Source organism: Clostridium carboxidivorans P7, assembly GCF_001038625.1.
In the GTDB taxonomy this organism is placed as follows: Bacteria; Bacillota; Clostridia; order Clostridiales; family Clostridiaceae; genus Clostridium_AM; species Clostridium_AM carboxidivorans.
Genome location: NZ_CP011804.1, coordinates 1 through 19,902, shown reverse-complemented (window position 1 = coordinate 19,902; position 19,902 = coordinate 1). Strand labels below are relative to the sequence as shown.

Genomic DNA, 19,902 nt, shown 5'->3' with positions numbered 1-19,902 from the left:
TTAATGCCTATACGGATATAAAATATGGAAGAATGGAGGAGATTATATGGGAAGAAACCTGCAGTATCAGTTTTTAAATTCTATAGATAAGGCTTTCGATGGAGGTGGCCATGATAAACATACTGATAAACATAATGGAAAGCATTTGGATACAGTTTATAGTTATGCTGAAAGAAAAGGTCTTATTGAGTTATCTTCACAAATTGCAAGGTTTATAAAGGAAAGTTATCCAGATACTAAAAAGGTTTTAGATATTAAAGAAGAGATGATTCAAAACTTTTTGAATTCAAAATCTGAAACGTGTAATAAAGAGACTTTAGGGCAATATGGAAGCCGTATTCATAAATTAGAACATATAGTTAATGATGTATATAAAGGAAGTGCGTCATGGTACAATGATCTAATTATTCCTACTTCAAAAGTTAGTAATGATAAGACTAGGAATATATCTATGTCGAGAGAAGATTATAATTCAATTCTTAATAGAGCTTATAACATGAATAGTAGCAGCAAAGCACTCATTGCTATAGAGCTAGCAGGTCACTTTGGAATGAGGGTAAGTGAAACGTGTAAATTTCAACCAAGGGATGTAAGTCTTGAAGCTATGAAACTTCATATTCATGAATCAAAAGGTAAGAAAAATAGAGATATAGATATAAGGAAAAGAGATGTAAATTTCTTAGAAAGGATTATAGAAGGACTACCACAAGATGCAAGAATAGTTGATATAAAAGAGGATAGTGTTAACAAGTACCTTGCAAGGGCAGAGGAAGCATTAGGCATTAGAGATAAGTACCAAGAAGCAGATACAGGGATTCACTGTATTCGTAAGATGGTAGCACAAGAAAGATATGATGAGTTTAGGAAACAGGGATTAAGTAAAAAAGATTCTCTTAATGCTGTATCTATCTATTTGGGACATGGTATGGATAGGGATGAAACTATGAAGCAATATGTTTTAAATATACATTAAAACACATATGTAATAGTTTATAAATAGATGGTTGAATATGTTAAATATATGTGGTACAATTTACTTATAAGTTATCGAATAAGATAACACCCTGCACTTTGAAAATAGAATATTGAGTATCAAGAAGGAGGAACTTTGATTATGCAACAGTTGCAAGATTTACCAAACCTTTGTTTTACTAAAAGAGCATTGGAGGTGTTAAAAGAAGATATTTCCTTGACGAAGAAAGCTAGAAAGGAGAGTTTTAAGGTTTTAACTTTCCTTGATAAATTTGGACCCAACAAGGATTTTATTGGTTCTAAAAAGTTAAAGAAGTTTTCTGAAGGATGGTATGAATTGCGTATTAGGGATGGATCTAATACATGGAGAATATTGTTTAGAAAGATAGGGTCTTGTACATATGGAATTGTGCATATGTTTTTAAAGGATACTAATGAAATTAGTGATAGAGATTGGAAAATAGCAAAACAATTAGTTCGCTCAGAGAATTGGATTTAAAATTCTCTGAGCTCTCAGTCAAAAGTTCTTGATATTCGATAATTCAAAAGTATAAATGGGTGTAATTAAATATTTAAATGATAAAAATATGTCTTAAATTTGGAGGTTTAGTGAATGAAATTAATAAAAATCTGAAAATCTGAAATTCTTAAATTTATGAAAAACTAAATACGTTATGAAAAATTATATAAAAATACATAAATAGAATTTTCAGATTAAAAATAATAGTTATTAGAATTAAAGATGCTATAGGATTTACTAATAGTAAACTTGTTTTTTAATATTAATTGTATATAGGTGGTGATATTAATGGATAAATCTAAAGAAATGAGTATTTGTGATATCTTAGGAAGAGACACAAGTGAATACAAGGAGTATGTTAGTATTGACTTACCGAAAATCAAAATTTCAGAGATGTTGAGGGATGCTATTCATAGTCAAAACTTATCATTACGAAAAATTTCTAAAATCATTGATAATATGAATTTGGATGATTACAAAGCAAGCTATACTCAGATAGCTAGAGTAACGAGTGGAGAGAATTACAATATCAATACATTATTGAAGATTTTAGATGTTTTAAATTTAGAGATCGATATTAAAGAAAAACGTAATTAAGTATTTAAAAAAAAGTAATTGACAAACTAATAAACATAATGATAAAATGTAAAAGTCGCCCAAAAAACATTAATGGTGTTAATTAAAACATCTTTAAGGATTCCGGTAGAGTTAAATTTAATGGAATTAGTGATAATAATCATATATAATATAAAAATGTTATATATAAATGAATAATAAAAAAGTTAATTGATTTTAGAAAATAGAGGGAGGAGCGGTATCCCTCTATTTTATTTATGTATTTAAAATGCAACATAATATAACTTATGTTGCAATATTTGATTTTGAATGATATTATTATATAAAAAATGCAACATAATTTAATGATTTAGATATTGAATACAATGCAACATAATTTACAAGGAGTGTTTATATGTTAGATGAATTTGAAAAATATCTATTACAAGAAGGAAAAGCAAAGAATACTATTAAATCTTATATGCTTCATGTTGGAAATTATTTTAAGTGGTTTAGAGATAGTTTTGGAGAAGATCCATTAAAGTTGTATAGGCAAAATGTATTAGAATATAAATCATATTTAGAAAAGATAAAAAAGGAAAATGGTAATACAATAAATGCAAAGTTAGCAGCTCTTACAAAGTTTAATGATTTTCTTATTTATAAAAATATACAAAGTGAAAGTGTTTTAAGTAAAAAGGATAACATAAAAATACAAATGAGTTATGCTTCACCGGCAACTATAACAAAACAAGATGTAGAAGTTTTTAGACAGAGAATATTGCAGAATGAGTGCAATAGGAGTTATGCTGTTGTGACAGTTCTTTCTTATGCAGGACTCAGAATATCTGAATGTCTTAACTTGAAAATCGATGATGTTAATTTAGTTTCAAAAGAATTAATAGTTCGGGAAGGTAAAGGAAGTAAACAAAGAATTGTTTATATAAATACTAAAATAGTTGATGCAATAAAAGAATATTTAAAAGAACGTAAGAAAGTAGCGTGTGAGTACATGTTTGTATCAAATAAAGGTAATAGACTTGACCGGACTGTAGTCAATAAGTTATTTAATAAATATAGTGATAAAATAACACCTCATACTTTAAGACATTTTTACTGCAGTAATGCATTGGAGAGTGGATTTAGTGTTCATGAGGTAGCTAATCAAGCAGGACATTCCAATATTCATACTACATTACTCTATACTAATCCTAGTAAAGAAGAATTGAAAAGAAAAACAGAATTATTGTAAATATAAAAAAGGATAGACTTTATGACTATCCTTTTTCATATTTACAGTTAATAAGAGAAGTAGTGTTGTTATTGATCTTTTTCAGGTTTCCAAGTAGATGTTAGTTTTTCTATAATCGTATAATACTCAGGTAATCTTTTTATATGTACAAAACTTAGTATATCTTGGTAAGAATTATTTAAATTACTTATAATTTCATCACGTAATTTGGAGGTGCTATTTAATGGTGTATTTGAATTTTTAAGTAGTTTAACAGGATCTATAAGTTTATATTGAGAATTATCATCTAATATTATAATGCCATTATCTAATAATTCTTTCATATAATCTTCTTCTGTAATTCTATCTTGGGATAAAGTAGATTCTAATAACTCAAAATAAAATTCATTGACTAAATTTAGAGCATTATAAAAACTTTTGTAGTGCTGAGTACTTTGATTATGAAAATTGCTTAAGTTTGTAAATATATTTTCTATAAGAGCATAAGCATTTTTCTTTTCATGTGCATCCATTGAACCAAATATTTCAGTATTTTTTAATTCCATTTGAACTGAATAATCTCTGAAGGGACATCTACCAGTTAAATAGTCTGTTGTTACATTAAATCGGTCAGCGATTTTTACTAATATATCATAAGATGGTTCTCTACCATTTTCCCAATATGAAATATTTTGTGTAGATACCACATGTTCTTTAGTGCTCAAATTTGAAGCTAAATCACTTTGAGTTAGATCAAACTCTTCTCTCAATTCTTTAAGTCTTTTACCAAACTTATCCAATGCTATAACCTCCTTTGAATAGTATATGAACAGTATAATATAAAAAATAAAAAAATTCAACGAAATTATAAAATAAACAATTGAAATTCAACAAAAATAATAATATAATAAATTTAACAAAAATAATAATTAAAATTTAAAAATCAACAAAAATAGTAATTAGGAGGTGGAATATGTAAAGTAGATAATATCCTTAATTAGGAATATTAATTGAGAATAAAGAGGGTTAAAAATGAAGGTGATAGGAAATAAGAGAAAATTAAAGGAAATAAGGATTAGAGTAAAAATAGCAAAAGAAAATAATAAGGGAACATAGTAATAAACTTATGTATCCAAACAGATGAATTCAAGGCTTAAAATGACAAAAAGTAGGAGGAGGAATATATGTTTTTTAAGACAACGACAGAGGAAAAAGTAAATTCACTTTTAAAAGAGTCTGCAGCAAGGGAGGTTAAAATTAAAGAATCTATTCAATCTATTGATGAACAAATAGGAGATTTGCAAAATAAAAATTCAGATCTAATGAATAAGTATGTTTCATTAGAGATAGAGGGCAATACTGCTGGACTAAAAGAAATTGATAAATCTATAAATATAACTAGAAAGCAAATAGAATCATTAAAAGGTAAAAAAGAAGCTTATTCCAGGTTAAGTAATGAGGATAGGTTTATTAAAAAAGCAATTCCTAAAATAATAGAGTCTGCTCGAAATGATAGAAAAGAAAGAGCAAAACTGTTGAATAAGAAAATTAATGATAAAGATATTCTAATAAATCAGATCAAACAAATGGAGCAGCAATTAAGAGTTACTGAAAATGATATACAGGATTTACATAATGAAAAAGAAGTACAACAGGTTAAAAAGATATTGCAATATATAGAGACAAGAAAAATCAGATATGGATCTGAAGAATGTTATATTGGAGCATTGCTTGATGAAGCTGGAGAAGAATATTTGGAACAATATATAAAACCTGAGCTTAGAAAGTTTAATCCGGAAATTTTAAATATTAATTCTACTCGCATGAACCAGGCAAAAGAAACTAAAGAAGATATTAAAAATGAACCTGAAAATTTAGTATTGGATGAAATTAAATATAGATAATTCAAAAGGAGAAGAATTATATGAAAATTAAAAATGTGAAAGACCTAAGACAGGCATATCCTGAGCTAATAAAACAAATAGAGGATGAAGCTATAAGAAAGATAAAGGTTGACCAACTTGAGGAAATACTTACACCAGAAGATGCAGCTGTGATTAATTTATCTAGATGCATGAACAGGATAAGAAAATAAAATTTTTATAACATTATTGAAAGGAGGTGAATAAATATAATGGCAAGCAAGATGTATGAAATAGCCTTTCAGCTTGGAGCAAAACTACAGGCAAGTTTTGGAAATGCATTTAATACTGCAAGTAATAGAATAAAATCACTAGAAGCTGAAAGTAAGGCAGCTAATAAAGGATTTTTAGGTTTAGGTGAAGGTGGAACTAAAGTTTTTAAGGCAGCGGCTGGACTTATTGGAGGAATTGGATTTGCTGAGGCTGCAAAACAATCTGTAATGTTAGCTTCAGATTTAACAGAGGTGCAAAATGTGGTTGATACTACATTTGGAAGTAGTAGCAAACAAATTAATGCATGGAGCAGTACTGCATTAAAAGGATTTGGTTTATCTGAATTGCAAGCAAAACAATTCAATGGTACTATGGGAGCTTTGATGAAAAGCAGTGGAATCACAGGTAATAGCCTTGTTAAAATGAGTGAAAATTTAACAGGATTATCAGGTGATTTTGCATCATTCTACAATTTACCTATAGGAGAAGCTTTTGAAAAAATCAAGAGTGGAATCTCAGGCGAAACGGAACCTCTTAAATCACTCGGTATAAATATGAGTGAAGCAAATTTGCAAGCATTTGCATTAACTCAAGGAATAACAAAACCTTTCCAGAAGATGTCCCAAGGGGAACAAACTTTATTGAGATACAATTACCTGATGAATGTTAGTAAAGATGTACAAGGAGATTTTACTAAGACTAGCAACACTTTTGCAAACCAATTGAGAATAGCAAAAACTAGTTTGGCTCAAACAGGTGCAACTATTGGAGCTAAAGTATTACCAATGTTAAACAGTTTATTGTTAGCTTTCAATAATGGTGCAATGGGTAACTTAGGTCCTATATTGGATAAAACATTTAAAGCAGCTGGAACTGCAATGAATTTTGCAAAGCAACATGCAGAATTGTTTAAAGCTTCATTACTAGGAATAGCAAGTTCGATTGCGGTGCTAAAAACTTCAGCTACCATTAGTAATGTTTTTAAATCTTTTTCAGATGGTGTAAAAGATGTAAAAACTGCTACTGGTTTAATAAGTAATCTTGGAAGATCTTTTAATACTCTTAAAACTGGTGGAGGAGCAATTAGGGCAATATCACAGGCTTTTGGAATTGCCAACCCAACAATTTTAATAGTTGTTGCAAGTATAGCAGCAGTTTCTGCAGCAGCTTATTTAATATATAAAAATTGGGGGCCTATAAGTAAATTTTTTAGTAATGTATGGAGCAATGTAAAATCAGTTTTTAATAGTTTTTGGAATTGGCTTAAAAGTTTTATAGGTACATGGGGACCAACTATACTGGCGGTTACAGTTCCAATTATAGGAATTCCATTATTAATAGCTCAACATTGGGGACAAATTAAGCCTAAATTAAGTGCTATATGGAATAGTTTAAAAAATTCAATTTCAAATGCATGGGCTAGCATAGTAAAAACCATATCAAGTGTATTGAAAACTGTAAGCACTGTTGTTTCAAATGGATGGAAGGCTATTACGAAGGCTATAACATCAAGTGCTCTATTTAAAGTTGTATCAGCTGTTTTCAAAGGTATTTTAGCAGTAACAATTATATTTGTAGTTAACCAATACAATAGAATAGTTACTGGTTGGACTAGAATATTTAGTGCTGTAAGTAGTGTTTTATCAAGGATTTGGCAAGTTATATCAAGAATTTGGAATAGTATTTATATAACTGTATCCGGAGTAGTAATCAGAGTGTGGAATTATATAGTTTCCGTATGGAATACAATATATGGCACGGTTTCAGGAATAATGACTCGAGTATGGAGTGTAATAGTATCTATATGGAATAGTGTTTATAGATCTGTAAGCAATATTGTGACAACCATTTGGAATGTTATTGTTAAAATTTGGAATGCAGTATATACTTCTGTTTCCTCTGTATTAACAACAATATGGACATTTATAGTTACTGTTTGGAATAATGTTTATAGCAGCATATCAGGTATTGTAACTACTATATGGAATACAATAGTTAACGGATTTAACAGTGCGGCTTCTGGTGTGACATCAATATTTACTAATATGTATAACTCTATAGTTAACATATTTAGTGGAATATGGAGTGCTATTAAATCAATTATTAATGGTGGAATAAGTATGTTAAATGGATTCATTGGTGGCGTTAATAATATGATATCAAAAGCTAATTCAATACCTGGAGTACATATAGGTACAGTTGGCACAATTCCACAACTTGCAACTGGTGGTTATGTTAAGCATAGGCCAGGTGGAATCTTAGCAAATATAGGCGAAGGTTCAGAGGATGAAATAGTTTCTCCAGTAAGTAAACTAAGAAGCATAATTGATAATGTATTTACTAATCAGAAATCCACTACTGTTAATAATCAAGAACAGCCAAATATTAATTTTACAGTAAATGTTACTATTCAAGGTAATGCATCAAAGTCTGATGTTTATGAAGCGATTACTATGAGCAAATATCAGATTGAAAAAGTTATAGATGAATATTTTAATAAAAGAAAAAGATTATCTTTTGACTCATAATACGTGTAGTACAAGCAGGGCGTATTAATAAATTATTATAACTTCCCTAGACTAGGGAAGTTATAATATAAACTTAATCATGCAATTTATGCTAATGATTAAAGGAGAATGGATTATGAATAATGTAATAGATATTACAAAGCAAGTAAAGGCCAAGGTTAATAAAGAGCAGATGAATAAACAATTATTTGATATAGCAGAATTGATAAATGCAGGTTATATCAAAGAAATTATAGGTATATTAGTTGACAATGATGAAAATTATTATCCTATAATGCCATATGAAAATATAAAAGTAGTAGACTTTAAAAAAATATTGGATGAGTATATAGATAAGGTACCTAAAGATTAACAATCAAAAGGTACTGTCAGCAAATGTTAAACCTGCGGGGCGAACGACGCCCAAAACTTTTCTAGTTGCAAAAATTTTTTTTTAGCATGTCCGCCGTCCGAGTTGTTTATATCTTATAGTTAAGGGATTCTTGTTTAAAGTTTTTAACAGAACATTTATTAATTTGTCCGAGGTGGTGTAATTCATGATTGAAATAGTAGACGCAAAAACAATAGCAAATATTTTTGAAATGAGTGATAGATCTGTTAGGAGATTTGCTAGTAAAGGTATATTCATTAAACATCAAAATGGACAGTATGATATTGCTGGATGTGTAAAAGGATACATTCAATATATTAAAAAGCAAACTGAAATTGAGATAAGGCGAAAACTAAAAAAAGAACAAAATCTATGAATCTATTTGGAGGGGATATTTTACGAATAATTTTAAAAGTAAAATGGATAACATTGGAATTAAATCAGAAGAAAAAGAGATTTACATAAAAATAATAAAGAAAGTTCCAGATAGATATAAAAATATTGCACAGGAATTTATAATAAAAAAAATAGATGAAGGCAAAAGGACTGAAACTATTAAAGGATATTTTAATGATTTAATTCAATTTATAAGATATTTAGAAATTAAAGGAGTAGATCTGTTTAATATAGATTCAAAAGAAATAGAATTATTTAAAGGAAAGATGTTAAGAAGAGGATTAAAACCTAAGTCAATCAATAGAAAACTTACATCAATAAATCAATTTTTAAAAAGCATAGATTCTCAAGTTAAATTTCGTAAGATAAAAGAGCAAAGCCAAAATTTTTTAAATGATGTATTTACAAGAGAAGAAATAGAAAGGCTTATAAAGTGTTGCAGTAATATAAGAGACAAAGCTATTATAAGCACACTATGGAAAACTGGCATTAGAGTTTCTGAGCTATTGCAATTAAAGGTTAGAGATGTTGGAAAAGAAAGCATTGATATTGAGGGTAAGGGTGGAAAACATAGAGATATATTAATATCAAATGAATTAAATAAGCTTTTAAAAGAATATTTAAAAGTTAGGATTTCAGTGCCAGGAAATGAACTCTTCACTGGAAAAAGAGGAGCTTTAAAAAGAGGAGCTATAAATAAAATAATTTTAAAGTATGCTAAGCTTGCAAAAATAAGAAAAGAAAAGGCTCATCCTCATAGTTTTAGACATGCATTCTGTAAAGCTCTTGCTGATAATGGGGTTAGCATTGATATAATAGCAGATTTAGCAGGACATAAAAGCTTAGATACAACCAGAATATATACCAGGCATACAAAAAAAGAACTCATAAAAATATTAGATAATATATAAATGCAATAATTTTGGAATAATAAAGAAAAAATATGTAAGCTGCAAGATATATAATAGTAAAAAAATAAGGAGATGAGAGCTATGAATGAATTAGTACCAATAGAATTTAAAAATAAAAGAATTCTAACTACAGAGCAGTTGGCAGAAATTTATGAAGCACCCATAGATAATATTAAAGTTAATTTTAACAATCATAAAAATAACTTTGAGGAAGGAAAACATTATTTTTATCTTGAAGGTGATGATCTAAAAGAGTTTAAGAGGCATGTAAATAATATTTACCCACCTTTAATAAATAAGTTTACATCTAGCTTATATCTATGGACAGAAAGAGGAGCAAATAGACACTGTAAAATACTAGATACTGATAAAGCTTGGGAACAATTCGATAACTTAGAGGAAAATTATTTTAATGTAAAAGAGGGAAATCAATTATCACCAATGGAAATTTTAGATTTGCAATATCAAGCCTTACGAGAGCAAGGAAAGAAAATAAATTCTATAGAAGGAAGAGTTGAAACATTATCTCTAACAATGAATATAAGTGCTGGACAAGCTCAAACCATTCAAAAGTTGGTGCATAAGCGTGTAAAAACACTTTGTTATGGTGATGAAAGTAATGCTTACAATAATCAAAAACTAAGAAAAAAAGTATACCAATATATTTGGAAAACACTAAAAGATTATTTAAATGTGACAGTATATCATAACATTCTTAGAAAAGATTATGCCATAGCAATAAGGTATATAGAAACAATAACACTTCAGGGAGCTTTACTTAGAGAAGTTCAGGAAGCTAATAGTCAAATATTGATAAATGTTTAATTGATATGAAAAATTTAAGGAATAATTTTGGAAAAGTAAGGTGTGAAAGATATAGTATAATTTATTTTAACAAATATTTTCAATTTTAGTTAAGTGATATGACAATTTTTATTCCATAATGTTCATTTATGGTTTATAATAAGGAAAAAAGGAAATAAAAAAAGTCCTCTATCGCTTAGCCAAAATGCGGGAACATTTTAGTTAAGTATATCGATCAGGTATAACAGGTACCTAAACGACTTCCAGAGAACTTATTTTTACTATTTTTATATAGTAAATATACCAAATAAGTTACTGAAATTCAAGTCTTTTAGGTGAAATACCTAGAAGACTTTTTTATTGGAATGGAGTGGGATAGATGGACAACTTTGCATATTGTGATCATTTATTTGATAGCAGCACAGATGGATACATACAATTGATGCAGATAAATGAAAAGAAAATAAAAGTTTATAATACCAAATATAAAGCACTAAGAACTGTTATAGAAGAGGTAGAAGGGGAAAAAGATATTTACATATCAAGCAATACATATTACAAGCCTAAACGTTCTACGAGCTATATAAGACAGTTTAGAGCATTATACATAGATTTGGATTTAAAGAAGTATGGAAAAAGTGAAGCTGTATATATAATATATGATTTAGTAAATAAAAATAAAATACCTACTCCCAGTATGATAGTTGATTCAGGAAGAGGAATTCATTTGTATTGGAGAATTAAAAATGCACCTTATGGAGCTATACATACATGGCAAGAATTAGAAGACTACCTCTATAATCAATTAAAAGTTTTAGGGGCAGATATTCAAGCTACAGATAGTGTAAGAGTTTTAAGATTACCAAATACTGTAAATAGTAGAATAAATGAAGAATGTAAAGTATTAATTATAAATGATGATATAGAATACTCTATGTATGATTTAAGAGAAGAATTCCTGAATTACAGTTCAAAAAAAGCGTATCAATTAGAGTTTGAGCAAACTAAGATAAATAAACAGAAGAAACAAAGTGTAATAAGTAGATTATTTAATAGTTATACACTACATTTAGCAAGGGTTGGAGATATAGAAACACTTTGTAAGTTGAGAAGCTATAATGTTAAAGGATATAGAAATTTTATTTTACATTGTTATGCATATTGGAAGGGAATATATACAAGAGATGTTGAAGAGCTTGAAAAAGAAGTAATAGAGTTCAATAATTCATTTAGAAATCCGTTAAGATCTTCAGAAGTAAATGCAATATTAAGATGTATTCCAAAGGCTATAAGTAAATTTGTAGAGTATGAACAGGGATTAAGAAATGGTGAAACTAAAAGAGTAACTAAGGGCATGAGCGACAAAGGTGGCTACTGGTATAAAAATCAAACATTAATTGAAAGATTAGATATAACATTAGATGAACAAAAGCATATGAAAACAATCATAAGCCAGGAAGAGAAATATAGAAGAAATAATGATAAAAGAAAGGCCAGTAGAAGGAATGAGGAAGGATTGACACAAAAGCAATTAGAAATTAAGCAATTAATGGAGCAGGTAAAGAAATTAAAGGAACAGGGGTTAAATAATAGTGAAATAGCAAGAGCTTTAGATATAAATAGAACAAAGGTTATAAGATTATTAAAATAGGGTGTTCAAAAAATGGCTCTTTATAAATATGTGTTGTGCTTTGGCAAATTTAGAGTTTTCTTTAGGGAGATCTACTGGGGTATAGCGTGAACGGGCAAAGTACTCGTAATTGATTTTTGTTTTTTATTAAAAAAGATATAGAATAAATAGCTATATCTTTTTATTTATTCTTACTTTTTTATGGGTGTTCAAAAAATGGCTCTTTATAAATATGTGTTATGCTTTGGCAAATTTAGAGTTTTCTTTAGGGAAATCTAGGGGGTATAGCGTGAACGGCCCAAATGGCTATAATTAGGTTTGGTTAATTTTTGGAGGTGAAATTTATGGATGAACTATTAACTGTGTTGGGACAAGCTCTAGAAGAAATTAAAAAAACTAAGGTAAAAAATGCTATAAAAGATCAAAAAGGAAAGAAAGAATTAACATTTACATTTCTAAATAAACCAAGTGAAAAAGCGATGAAATTTCATGCTGAGTTTATGTATCGAATGTATCTAGAAGGTAAAATTCTGCAATGCGATAACGAAGAAAAACAATAAGATAGATAGAGGAAGATTTTTATTTTTTCTGGGGGAAATTCAGGGGGTATAGTGTGAACAGGCAAAGTGAGTATATTTGATTTTATTTGTTATACTTATTTTGGAGAGTTATTTGTGTGTTAGGAGATGTTTTAATGTGTAATTATATATATCGTATGCGTTCATTAGATGCACTTTTAGATGGTTATCATGAGTTAGAGAATCAGGAAATTTATTTTGCCTCTAATGATGAATTAAATGATCCTATGGAAGGTTTTAGAGATATTTTTTGGCATGGTGATGAAATTGTATGGAAAAATTTCTTGACGCATTATTTATTGTGTCTTGAGCATGTTTTTAGTATAGTGCTTGTTGGAGGAACTAGTATTGATAAGAGTTTATTAAATATTCCAGTATTTAAAGGTGAAGAGGATTTAAATACTGATGATTATAAAGAATCGTTTTATTCAATGAGAAAAGCTTTCTTCTCTCATGATTTAGTTTCAAAATTGCCCAAGCTATTAGCTGGTAGAAATTCTCCTATTCGTAAAAAAGAAATGGTTTTTTATTTACGATTAATTCATCCATTGGCTCTAGATTCTATACAATCTGTCCTTTTATCTGAAGGTTTTATTAAGGAAAAAGTAAGTCTACCAACTTCATTTGGATTTGGGGGGCTTGGAGCTGAAAAATTTTTTGATTTAGTTAATAAATTTAATAGTGAAGTTTTGGAAAGTAAGGATAGCTTAAGTGAAACGGTTTTTGATTTATCTTGTAATACTTTAATGCAAATGCAACTAATTTTGGAATACAATCATAGGAATGAGGAACATAATTATGCAAAATTATTTATAGTGATTAAATTTCCAGAAGAGTATTTATCTAAAATTGAAGAAATGGTTTATCCTAATTGGTATACTGCATGTTTTATGGGTGATTGTACTAATTCGTCTTCTTGGGGAAAATATGGTTATAATCATACAGGTGTTTGCTTGAAATTTAAAACAAAAGAGGTCAATGGATTAAATACAATTTCTTTAACTGGAGTTATAGGGTGTGGATCCAATGGTGATATTATAGGAAACCGTGATTATACTTTTGAAAAAGTTAATTATGAGGATGAATTTGTTGAAATTGATTTTTTTAAATCTTTAGGACGTCTATCTTTTAATAAACTCTATTCCCAATGGTATGAGAATGAAAATAATGAGTTAAGCTCTTGTGCTGATTGGGTAAATGACACTCCTATTGATGATTGGAGAAAACAATATTGGGAAAATTTTATAAAATGTGTAACAACAAAAACTAAGGATTGGCAATACGAAAATGAACATAGACTTATTATAAATGATTTTTTCCATGATTATAGCAAAAAGGAAAGTAGAAAAATTAAATATAATTTTGATGACTTAGAAGGAATTATATTTGGAATAAAAACTCCGAATTCAGATAAAGTAAAAATAATGGAGATTATTGAAAAGAAATGTAGAGTGTCAGGACGTAAGAATTTTAATTTTTATCAAGCTGAGTATTGTAGAAAAAGTGGACAAATTCAACCTGTTAAACTTAATTTACTTGAATTTGAGAATATTTAAAGTAAATATGTTACTATGAAAATAATTTATAAGGGTACATATTTAAAAATTGTAAAATAAATCTTAGAGGTTAGTGAAATTTTACACTACCTTTAAGATTTATTTCATGTTTTATATTTTTTAAAAATTTTTCGGCTAAATATTGAATTAATACATTAGCTACCTTTTAGCCATAACAAATAAAGGAATATATAGTTTGATGTAGAATATAATTTATAAAGTTATAATAGATATGTATTAATAGTATGATGATATAGTATTATCTATAATACTATATCATCATATTGTATTAGGCGTGATATTATAAACTGATATTTCATAACAATATTAAATATTAATATTGAAAGGAGGATAACAATGGAAATAATAGCTTTAACTAATCAAAAGGGAGGAGTATCTAAAACGACATCATGCGTTAATATTGGAACTATACTAGCTGAACAAGGAAAAAAAGTATTGCTTATAGACCTAGATTCACAAGGAAATTTAACTTCAATACTAAATATTAATACTAATGATAATACTATAAGATATACCATATATGATTGTTTATGTAATACTATAGGGTTAAGTGATGCTATAGTACATACTGAATTCAATGTTGATATAGTACCAAGTGATCTAAATCTATCTAATGCTGATATTGAATTGTTAAATAGGAATAATAAAGAATGTACCTTAAAAAAGTTGATAGAAAAATCATACTTAGATTATGATTATATTTTGATTGATTGTAATCCATCACTGAACCTTTTGACTATAAATGCATTAGTGGCAAGCAACAGTTTTATAATACCACTTGAAGCTTCAATTCTCTCGATTTATGGATTAAATCAATTAATAAAAATAGTTAAGTTAATACAAAAAAAACTTAATCCAGGTTTAAAAAATATGGGTGTATTTTTAGCAAAAGTTGATTCTAGAAGTACACTATCAAAAGAATTTGATTTGCAGTTAAAAGAAATATTTGGAGATAAATTATTCAGCACAATAATACATCAAAATACAGCAATTGTAAGAAGTCAAATTAATCGAAAACCAATAAATTTTTATGATAGGTCAGCAAAAGGATATAAGGAATATTTAGAATTGACTAAGGAGGTAATGAAACGTGGCAACTAAGAAAAATTCAAATGAAGCAGTAAATTTGAAAGGCATACTAAATACTTTAGAGGAAACTGTAGAAGAAACCGTACAAAGTACTATTAATGATACTAATAGTAAAACTAATATTGATACTAATATAAATATTGATACTTCAAATGATACTAATAATAAATTTACATTAAAAAAGAAACTTGATGATAAGAAAGAAAAGAAGGCATTTAATGTTTATATGAATCCAGATCTAATAAAGGAACTTGATAAGATAAGTAAAAAAAGTGGATATTCAAGAAATGAACTGATAAATTTAATGTGCGAGTATTGTGTTAAAAATTTAGAATTAATTTAAATAAAGCTAGAAGGTAAAAAGTGCCTTCTAGCTTTATTAATTAATAAGATTAGAATAAAAATATATTTGCAAACCATACTTATTGAATGTATAATGTATGTATACAATACATTGTAAACATAAGTAAACATGTTAATATATAAATGTTTCACGTGAAACATTTTGTAAACATTTATAATAAATAGGAGGTTTTTAAAATGGCAGATGAAAAAAATAATCCATTTAGTGTAAGGATGGAGTTAGAAGAAAAAGAAAGATTGTTGAAATTGATCCAAGAGAGTGGCAAAAATAATAAGGAATTTATGTCGATTCTGATAAATGCGTATGAATTAAATAAAGCTAAAATAGAAATTCCAGACATAGCAAAAGATATTGAAGGTCTACAAGCCTTAACTCAAAGAATTAATGATTACTATGTAAACATAGGTAAACGCATTGAAGATATTCAAAAATCAAAAGATGTTGAGTTTGCAAAAGAAACAGAAATGTATAAAAGTAGAATTGAAACCCTAAAAAATGAAAATGAAAAGATAAATAGTTATTATGAAGATATGAAGCAAAGCTATAACAACATAAACCTTGATTATGAAGATGTTAAAAAGCAACTTGAACAGCTCCAGGAGAATCTTAAGGATAAAGCTCTACTAGTTGAAGAATACAAGGAAAAAAATGACACCATGACAGGGGTATTAAATGAATATAAACAATATAAAAAGGAGATTGAAGATTATAAAAAAATAATAGATGAAAATCAGAAACTTGTTGATAAAATAAGCAAAGAGTCAACAGAAAGAGCTTATTTTTTAGTAGAGCGTGACAAAGAGATTAAAGGATTAAAGGAAGATAAAGAAAAAACAGTACAGGAATTAAAAGAATATAAAGAAAGAATATCACAAGAATTAAAAGAAGATAAAGAAAAAACAATACAGGAATTAAATACTAAACACAAAGTAGAACTTGAAGCTAATAAAGAAAAATCAGAAATTCAACGGGATAAAGCAATATTAGAATTAAGGACCCAGCACCAAAAAGAGCAACAAGACCTGCAGCATAATCATAATAAAGAGATCCAAGAATATCAAAAGAAGTATAAAGAATTATTAGAGGAATTGGAAAAGGTTAAATCATCCGAAAAAGAATCTACCAAAACAGCAAAGAGAAGCACAAAAAATGAGAGCTAATCAGCTCTCTTTTATTTTACAGATTTTAAATATGCTACATCATAAGTATTTTGAATGGTAACTTTTTCGACTTTGTCAAATTTATCCTTAAGCTCTTGCATATCTTTGGAAGTATCTTTTACAGCTAATTCTATTACATCTACCTTTTCACTTAAAGGTTTAATCACTTCAGTATGTGCTTTTTCATTTTGATCCATATGAGCTTTTTGAATTTCAGCTATAGTATTAAGTTTAGTTTCAATTGACTCAAGTTTTATGGAATTTTTTTTAACTTCTGATTCAAGCTTTGATTGACCTTCAAGAAGTTTTACAAGTATGTTTTTTAATTCAGTATCCAATGGTATCACCCCGTTTATATTATACTTTATATTCAAAAATAATAATAGATATGTATTAAGTAAATTATATGCTATTATGGTTAACTATGTAACATATTCGATTTAATGAATTATAATATTGAAAACATTATTTAGCACCTTCTCCTTTTAAATCACTCTTGTCAAGTATAATCATTTGACTTTCATCTATCACAAAAGCTAAGGTATAACCAAGAAAAGTAGATATTTTTATAAGATCTTGAGTTGAAAAACTGTCACGATAGAATTTATTGCTTAAAGATTGCTTTGAAATATCCAGATGATTTGCAAGTTCTTCATTTCCTTTTCCTTTGAGTTTGAGTAAGGCTTTTATTTTACTTGAAACTGACATATAACGAACACCTCTTTCTAATTATGTTATAAATATAACATAATTAGTTATAAAAATCAATGAAATAATTATAAAAATAATCAAAAAAGTTATTGACTAACCAAACTGAACAGGTGTATTATATAATCATAAATATTACATAAATAATCAAAAACGTTATAAATCTGATTAAAGGAGGGAATTGTGTGAACATAAAGATATTAAAAAAATATTTGCAGATATGTGAAGTGTTGAATTTGGTTCCAACTTTTGAGGGTCTAAATAAAATCAAAGCAGTAATTTTATAAAAAATGTGAAAGTGTAAATATATACTAAATTTTATATTTTTACATAAAATGTAAAAATATAAAGATATTACAAAAGTTACAAAAAGGAATTTTACCTTTTATGTAGAATTAACCATTATAGGACCTAAATTACTAAATATAATTATTTTTCCCTTTTCTTATTCAAAGCTTCCATATACTTTTGTAGTATAGTAACTGTAAGATTACTAACAGTTCTATTTTGATATTCTGCCTCATTTTTTAATTGCTCATGAAGAGTTTTGGGAAGAGTAATTGCAATTCTAATATTGTCCTTTTTTATCATAGTGACACCTCCTGTAAAGAGTATACATTGTAGTGCTATTACGATGTCAAAGTGTGACACTAAGTGACACTATATAGAAAGAAGATGATAAATAAGAATATTAGGAAAAAATTAGAACTATGTAGGAGACTCCACCATAAAAACATACTGCGGTGGTTTTAAGCAGATGTGTTGTAACGATAGAAAATAAATGTGAAATAAATAAAAAGGAGACAACTAATGAGTAAGCAATTTTTAAATCCAAAAGAATTTGCGATAGAAACAGGATTGACTTATCAAAATGTTTTACACTTATGTAAAACTAAAGAGATAGAGAGTAAAACTACAGTAAATGGGAGAAGATTTTTAATTCCAAATTCTGAATTACTTAAATTTCAAGGTGGAAATATTAATTATATATCCATTGAAAAATATGAAGAAATTTTGAGAGAAAACCAAAGACTAGAACTAATACTAGAGCAGATTAAAACATTAGTAAAAGAAATAGTTTAATTGAATTTTATAATACAAGCTATACTAGGAAAATTAAAACTAAATAACTATATCAGAATTAATAGTATTGGAGGAATTTATGATGAATAATAATTTAAAAAAAGTAATTAATGGAGCTATGGAATTGGCATATCAAAATTCTGTTGAAAATGATGGATATAGACTAGATCAAAATGAGGAGTTAAAAAAAGCAGATGATAAAATTTCAGATTTATTAAATGAAATTAAAATGATATTGCCAGAAGAAAAACGCAACTTAATAACAGAACTTGAGGATGCAGAAACAAACTTGATTTGCATGACAATGAGAAATGGATTTAAATTAGGGGTAGTTTCAGGATTTACTCAATTAGAATTTTTAAAAGAATATGGAGTAAGATTACTTTACTTATAGGATATTAAAAGGTTAGGAGAACAAATAGTATAGAAATAATTTTGTAAAGTATCACATAATATTATTAGAGATTAAATTAGTTAATGCCTTTGGGTAACATTTTAGTTTGGCCATTAGGCTAACAGTTTTGAAAGTAGCTGAGTTTCTGTTCAATTATTTAAATAAAAAGTATGGTGAAAATTATTTTAGGTAATATATTTTTAATTGTATAACAATTAAGATATTGACAAAATTACTTCGGTTTAATTTAAAGTAGATTAGAATACATTCAAGAATATAATTTGGCTTAAGGTAGTATTTAAAAGGTTTAAAGCGAAAATTAATAAGTTTATTAAAAAATGATTACTGAAATTTTTAGTAGTCATTTTTTATGCCTTAATTTTATAGATCTCAAGGGAGTTATAAATACTTATTGATCTGTATAATATATAAAAAATAAATAACAAAGGAGTATCAATATATTGAAGGATACATTTTTTTAAAAGGAATAGTAACTTAAATTATAAAATTAAGGCATAAAAAATAGTTAAATTATTAGAAAATGAATTATTTATAGTAGAGGCATTATCAGGATTTTAAAGATTTAAGAAGGAAATTAATTTTGAAAAAAGTAACTTTTAGTTTAAATAAGGTTATTAAAAAAATTGTCCTCCATAAATCTAGGGAGGAATTTCATTATTGTCCAATGTTTGATTGGAATTAGACATTATATCCTTCTGTTATCCTTCTAGGAGGTGCGTGTCATATTGTCTATCCTGTTTGGGTGGAATTGGAGTCTGAACTTTTGAAGGATAAAATTTTTAATTACAAAATAATACTGTAAATTAGTAAGTGTTTTTGAATTTTAATATAATAAATTATTTGTCTAGTGTAGGCATTAACCGACCGACAGGGAGG

Annotated in this window: 23 protein-coding genes; 19 read left to right on the top strand and 4 right to left on the bottom strand. The window is 27.5% G+C overall.

Going from position 1 to position 19,902, the window contains the following annotated elements; all coding sequences use genetic code 11:
* The first annotated feature begins 46 nt into the window (after positions 1–46).
* The 4 genes from Ccar_RS25955 (at position 47) to Ccar_RS25940 (ending at position 3,299) form a co-directional block, all read left to right on the top strand.
* Positions 47–973 carry a site-specific integrase gene (locus tag Ccar_RS25955; protein ID WP_007063241.1) on the top strand — a complete coding sequence of 309 codons (927 nt, stop codon included), beginning with the start codon at positions 47–49 and terminating at the stop codon, positions 971–973.
* A gap of 141 nt (positions 974–1,114) precedes the next feature.
* Positions 1,115–1,471, top strand: a complete 357-nt coding sequence (locus Ccar_RS25950) for a type II toxin-antitoxin system RelE/ParE family toxin (RefSeq protein WP_007063240.1) — start codon at positions 1,115–1,117, stop codon at positions 1,469–1,471.
* 309 nt (positions 1,472–1,780) lie between these two features.
* Positions 1,781–2,089 (top strand): hypothetical protein, encoded by a 309-nt coding sequence (locus tag Ccar_RS25945; protein WP_007063239.1) that lies wholly within the window; start codon positions 1,781–1,783, stop codon positions 2,087–2,089.
* 373 nt (positions 2,090–2,462) lie between these two features.
* Positions 2,463–3,299: a tyrosine-type recombinase/integrase gene (locus tag Ccar_RS25940; RefSeq protein ID WP_007063238.1), complete on the top strand. Its 837-nt coding sequence runs from the start codon at positions 2,463–2,465 to the stop codon at positions 3,297–3,299.
* A 68-nt stretch (positions 3,300–3,367) separates the two neighbouring features.
* On the opposite strand, the gene Ccar_RS25935 is transcribed toward Ccar_RS25940, so the two are convergent.
* On the bottom strand, positions 3,368–4,078 hold the full coding sequence (locus tag Ccar_RS25935) for a helix-turn-helix domain-containing protein (RefSeq protein ID WP_007063237.1): 711 nt from the start codon (positions 4,076–4,078) through the stop codon (positions 3,368–3,370).
* Between the two features lie 384 nt (positions 4,079–4,462).
* Here Ccar_RS25935 and Ccar_RS25930 point away from each other — a divergent pair, with 384 nt between their 5' ends.
* The 13 genes from Ccar_RS25930 to Ccar_RS25875 all read left to right on the top strand — a co-directional run bounded on the left by Ccar_RS25930 (position 4,463) and on the right by Ccar_RS25875 (position 16,820).
* Positions 4,463–5,182 (top strand): hypothetical protein, encoded by a 720-nt coding sequence (locus Ccar_RS25930; protein WP_007063236.1) that lies wholly within the window; start codon positions 4,463–4,465, stop codon positions 5,180–5,182.
* Positions 5,183–5,202: 20 nt separating this feature from the next.
* On the top strand, positions 5,203–5,373 hold the full coding sequence (locus tag Ccar_RS27195; protein ID WP_007063235.1) for a hypothetical protein: 171 nt from the start codon (positions 5,203–5,205) through the stop codon (positions 5,371–5,373).
* A gap of 39 nt (positions 5,374–5,412) precedes the next feature.
* Positions 5,413–7,941, top strand: a complete 2,529-nt coding sequence (locus tag Ccar_RS25925; protein ID WP_007063234.1) for a phage tail protein — start codon at positions 5,413–5,415, stop codon at positions 7,939–7,941.
* A 115-nt stretch (positions 7,942–8,056) separates the two neighbouring features.
* Positions 8,057–8,293 carry a hypothetical protein gene (locus Ccar_RS25920; RefSeq protein WP_007063233.1) on the top strand — a complete coding sequence of 79 codons (237 nt, stop codon included), beginning with the start codon at positions 8,057–8,059 and terminating at the stop codon, positions 8,291–8,293.
* Between the two features lie 184 nt (positions 8,294–8,477).
* Positions 8,478–8,687, top strand: a complete 210-nt coding sequence (locus Ccar_RS25915) for a hypothetical protein (protein WP_007063232.1) — start codon at positions 8,478–8,480, stop codon at positions 8,685–8,687.
* 43 nt (positions 8,688–8,730) lie between these two features.
* The gene (locus Ccar_RS25910; RefSeq protein WP_007063231.1) at positions 8,731–9,618 is read left to right on the top strand and encodes a tyrosine-type recombinase/integrase; all 888 of its coding nucleotides are present in this window, start codon (positions 8,731–8,733) and stop codon (positions 9,616–9,618) included.
* Positions 9,619–9,699: 81 nt separating this feature from the next.
* The gene (locus Ccar_RS25905) at positions 9,700–10,443 is read left to right on the top strand and encodes an ORF6C domain-containing protein (RefSeq protein WP_007063230.1); all 744 of its coding nucleotides are present in this window, start codon (positions 9,700–9,702) and stop codon (positions 10,441–10,443) included.
* 358 nt (positions 10,444–10,801) lie between these two features.
* Positions 10,802–12,073, top strand: a complete 1,272-nt coding sequence (locus Ccar_RS25900) for a hypothetical protein (RefSeq protein ID WP_007063229.1) — start codon at positions 10,802–10,804, stop codon at positions 12,071–12,073.
* Between the two features lie 323 nt (positions 12,074–12,396).
* Positions 12,397–12,612 carry a hypothetical protein gene (locus Ccar_RS25895; RefSeq protein WP_007063228.1) on the top strand — a complete coding sequence of 72 codons (216 nt, stop codon included), beginning with the start codon at positions 12,397–12,399 and terminating at the stop codon, positions 12,610–12,612.
* Between the two features lie 134 nt (positions 12,613–12,746).
* A complete protein-coding gene (locus Ccar_RS25890) occupies positions 12,747–14,186 on the top strand; it encodes a DUF2971 domain-containing protein (protein ID WP_007064961.1) in 1,440 nt (479 codons plus the stop codon).
* Between the two features lie 357 nt (positions 14,187–14,543).
* Positions 14,544–15,308: a ParA family protein gene (locus tag Ccar_RS25885; RefSeq protein ID WP_007064308.1), complete on the top strand. Its 765-nt coding sequence runs from the start codon at positions 14,544–14,546 to the stop codon at positions 15,306–15,308.
* A complete protein-coding gene (locus Ccar_RS25880) occupies positions 15,298–15,639 on the top strand; it encodes a ribbon-helix-helix domain-containing protein (protein ID WP_007064307.1) in 342 nt (113 codons plus the stop codon). The genes Ccar_RS25885 and Ccar_RS25880 overlap by 11 nt, the downstream gene beginning before the upstream one ends.
* A 197-nt stretch (positions 15,640–15,836) precedes the next feature.
* Positions 15,837–16,820: a V-type ATP synthase subunit I domain-containing protein gene (locus Ccar_RS25875; protein WP_007063247.1), complete on the top strand. Its 984-nt coding sequence runs from the start codon at positions 15,837–15,839 to the stop codon at positions 16,818–16,820.
* A gap of 11 nt (positions 16,821–16,831) precedes the next feature.
* On the opposite strand, the gene Ccar_RS25870 is transcribed toward Ccar_RS25875, so the two are convergent.
* The 3 genes from Ccar_RS25870 to Ccar_RS25860 all read right to left on the bottom strand — a co-directional run bounded on the left by Ccar_RS25870 (position 16,832) and on the right by Ccar_RS25860 (position 18,119).
* On the bottom strand, positions 16,832–17,167 hold the full coding sequence (locus Ccar_RS25870) for a hypothetical protein (protein WP_243147740.1): 336 nt from the start codon (positions 17,165–17,167) through the stop codon (positions 16,832–16,834).
* Positions 17,168–17,285: 118 nt separating this feature from the next.
* Positions 17,286–17,528: a helix-turn-helix domain-containing protein gene (locus Ccar_RS25865; RefSeq protein ID WP_007063245.1), complete on the bottom strand. Its 243-nt coding sequence runs from the start codon at positions 17,526–17,528 to the stop codon at positions 17,286–17,288.
* Between the two features lie 429 nt (positions 17,529–17,957).
* Positions 17,958–18,119, bottom strand: coding sequence for a ribbon-helix-helix domain-containing protein (locus Ccar_RS25860; RefSeq protein WP_007063244.1), 162 nt, complete (start codon positions 18,117–18,119; stop codon positions 17,958–17,960).
* A 219-nt stretch (positions 18,120–18,338) separates the two neighbouring features.
* Here Ccar_RS25860 and Ccar_RS25855 point away from each other — a divergent pair, with 219 nt between their 5' ends.
* A complete protein-coding gene (locus tag Ccar_RS25855) occupies positions 18,339–18,611 on the top strand; it encodes a hypothetical protein (RefSeq protein ID WP_007063243.1) in 273 nt (90 codons plus the stop codon).
* A gap of 79 nt (positions 18,612–18,690) precedes the next feature.
* Positions 18,691–19,005, top strand: a complete 315-nt coding sequence (locus Ccar_RS25850; RefSeq protein ID WP_007063242.1) for a DUF6809 family protein — start codon at positions 18,691–18,693, stop codon at positions 19,003–19,005.
* Positions 19,006–19,902: the final 897 nt, after the last annotated feature.

Excerpts from the sequence above, each read along its gene's own strand:
- Ccar_RS27195 (WP_007063235.1), top strand. The coding sequence starts at position 5,203 with ATGAAAATTAAAAATGTGAAAGACCTAAGACAGGCATATCCTGAGCTA.
- Ccar_RS25900 (WP_007063229.1), top strand. The coding sequence starts at position 10,802 with ATGGACAACTTTGCATATTGTGATCATTTATTTGATAGCAGCACAGAT.
- Ccar_RS25955 (WP_007063241.1), top strand. The coding sequence starts at position 47 with ATGGGAAGAAACCTGCAGTATCAGTTTTTAAATTCTATAGATAAGGCT.
- Ccar_RS25920 (WP_007063233.1), top strand. The coding sequence starts at position 8,057 with ATGAATAATGTAATAGATATTACAAAGCAAGTAAAGGCCAAGGTTAAT.
- Ccar_RS25860 (WP_007063244.1), bottom strand. The coding sequence starts at position 18,119 with ATGATAAAAAAGGACAATATTAGAATTGCAATTACTCTTCCCAAAACT.
- Ccar_RS25895 (WP_007063228.1), top strand. The coding sequence starts at position 12,397 with ATGGATGAACTATTAACTGTGTTGGGACAAGCTCTAGAAGAAATTAAA.
- Ccar_RS25855 (WP_007063243.1), top strand. The coding sequence starts at position 18,339 with ATGAGTAAGCAATTTTTAAATCCAAAAGAATTTGCGATAGAAACAGGA.
- Ccar_RS25905 (WP_007063230.1), top strand. The coding sequence starts at position 9,700 with ATGAATGAATTAGTACCAATAGAATTTAAAAATAAAAGAATTCTAACT.
- Ccar_RS25930 (WP_007063236.1), top strand. The coding sequence starts at position 4,463 with ATGTTTTTTAAGACAACGACAGAGGAAAAAGTAAATTCACTTTTAAAA.
- Ccar_RS25850 (WP_007063242.1), top strand. The coding sequence starts at position 18,691 with ATGATGAATAATAATTTAAAAAAAGTAATTAATGGAGCTATGGAATTG.
- Ccar_RS25890 (WP_007064961.1), top strand. The coding sequence starts at position 12,747 with ATGTGTAATTATATATATCGTATGCGTTCATTAGATGCACTTTTAGAT.
- Ccar_RS25940 (WP_007063238.1), top strand. The coding sequence starts at position 2,463 with ATGTTAGATGAATTTGAAAAATATCTATTACAAGAAGGAAAAGCAAAG.
- Ccar_RS25910 (WP_007063231.1), top strand. The coding sequence starts at position 8,731 with ATGGATAACATTGGAATTAAATCAGAAGAAAAAGAGATTTACATAAAA.
- Ccar_RS25950 (WP_007063240.1), top strand. The coding sequence starts at position 1,115 with ATGCAACAGTTGCAAGATTTACCAAACCTTTGTTTTACTAAAAGAGCA.
- Ccar_RS25865 (WP_007063245.1), bottom strand. The coding sequence starts at position 17,528 with ATGTCAGTTTCAAGTAAAATAAAAGCCTTACTCAAACTCAAAGGAAAA.
- Ccar_RS25945 (WP_007063239.1), top strand. The coding sequence starts at position 1,781 with ATGGATAAATCTAAAGAAATGAGTATTTGTGATATCTTAGGAAGAGAC.
- Ccar_RS25885 (WP_007064308.1), top strand. The coding sequence starts at position 14,544 with ATGGAAATAATAGCTTTAACTAATCAAAAGGGAGGAGTATCTAAAACG.
- Ccar_RS25925 (WP_007063234.1), top strand. The coding sequence starts at position 5,413 with ATGGCAAGCAAGATGTATGAAATAGCCTTTCAGCTTGGAGCAAAACTA.
- Ccar_RS25915 (WP_007063232.1), top strand. The coding sequence starts at position 8,478 with ATGATTGAAATAGTAGACGCAAAAACAATAGCAAATATTTTTGAAATG.
- Ccar_RS25875 (WP_007063247.1), top strand. The coding sequence starts at position 15,837 with ATGGCAGATGAAAAAAATAATCCATTTAGTGTAAGGATGGAGTTAGAA.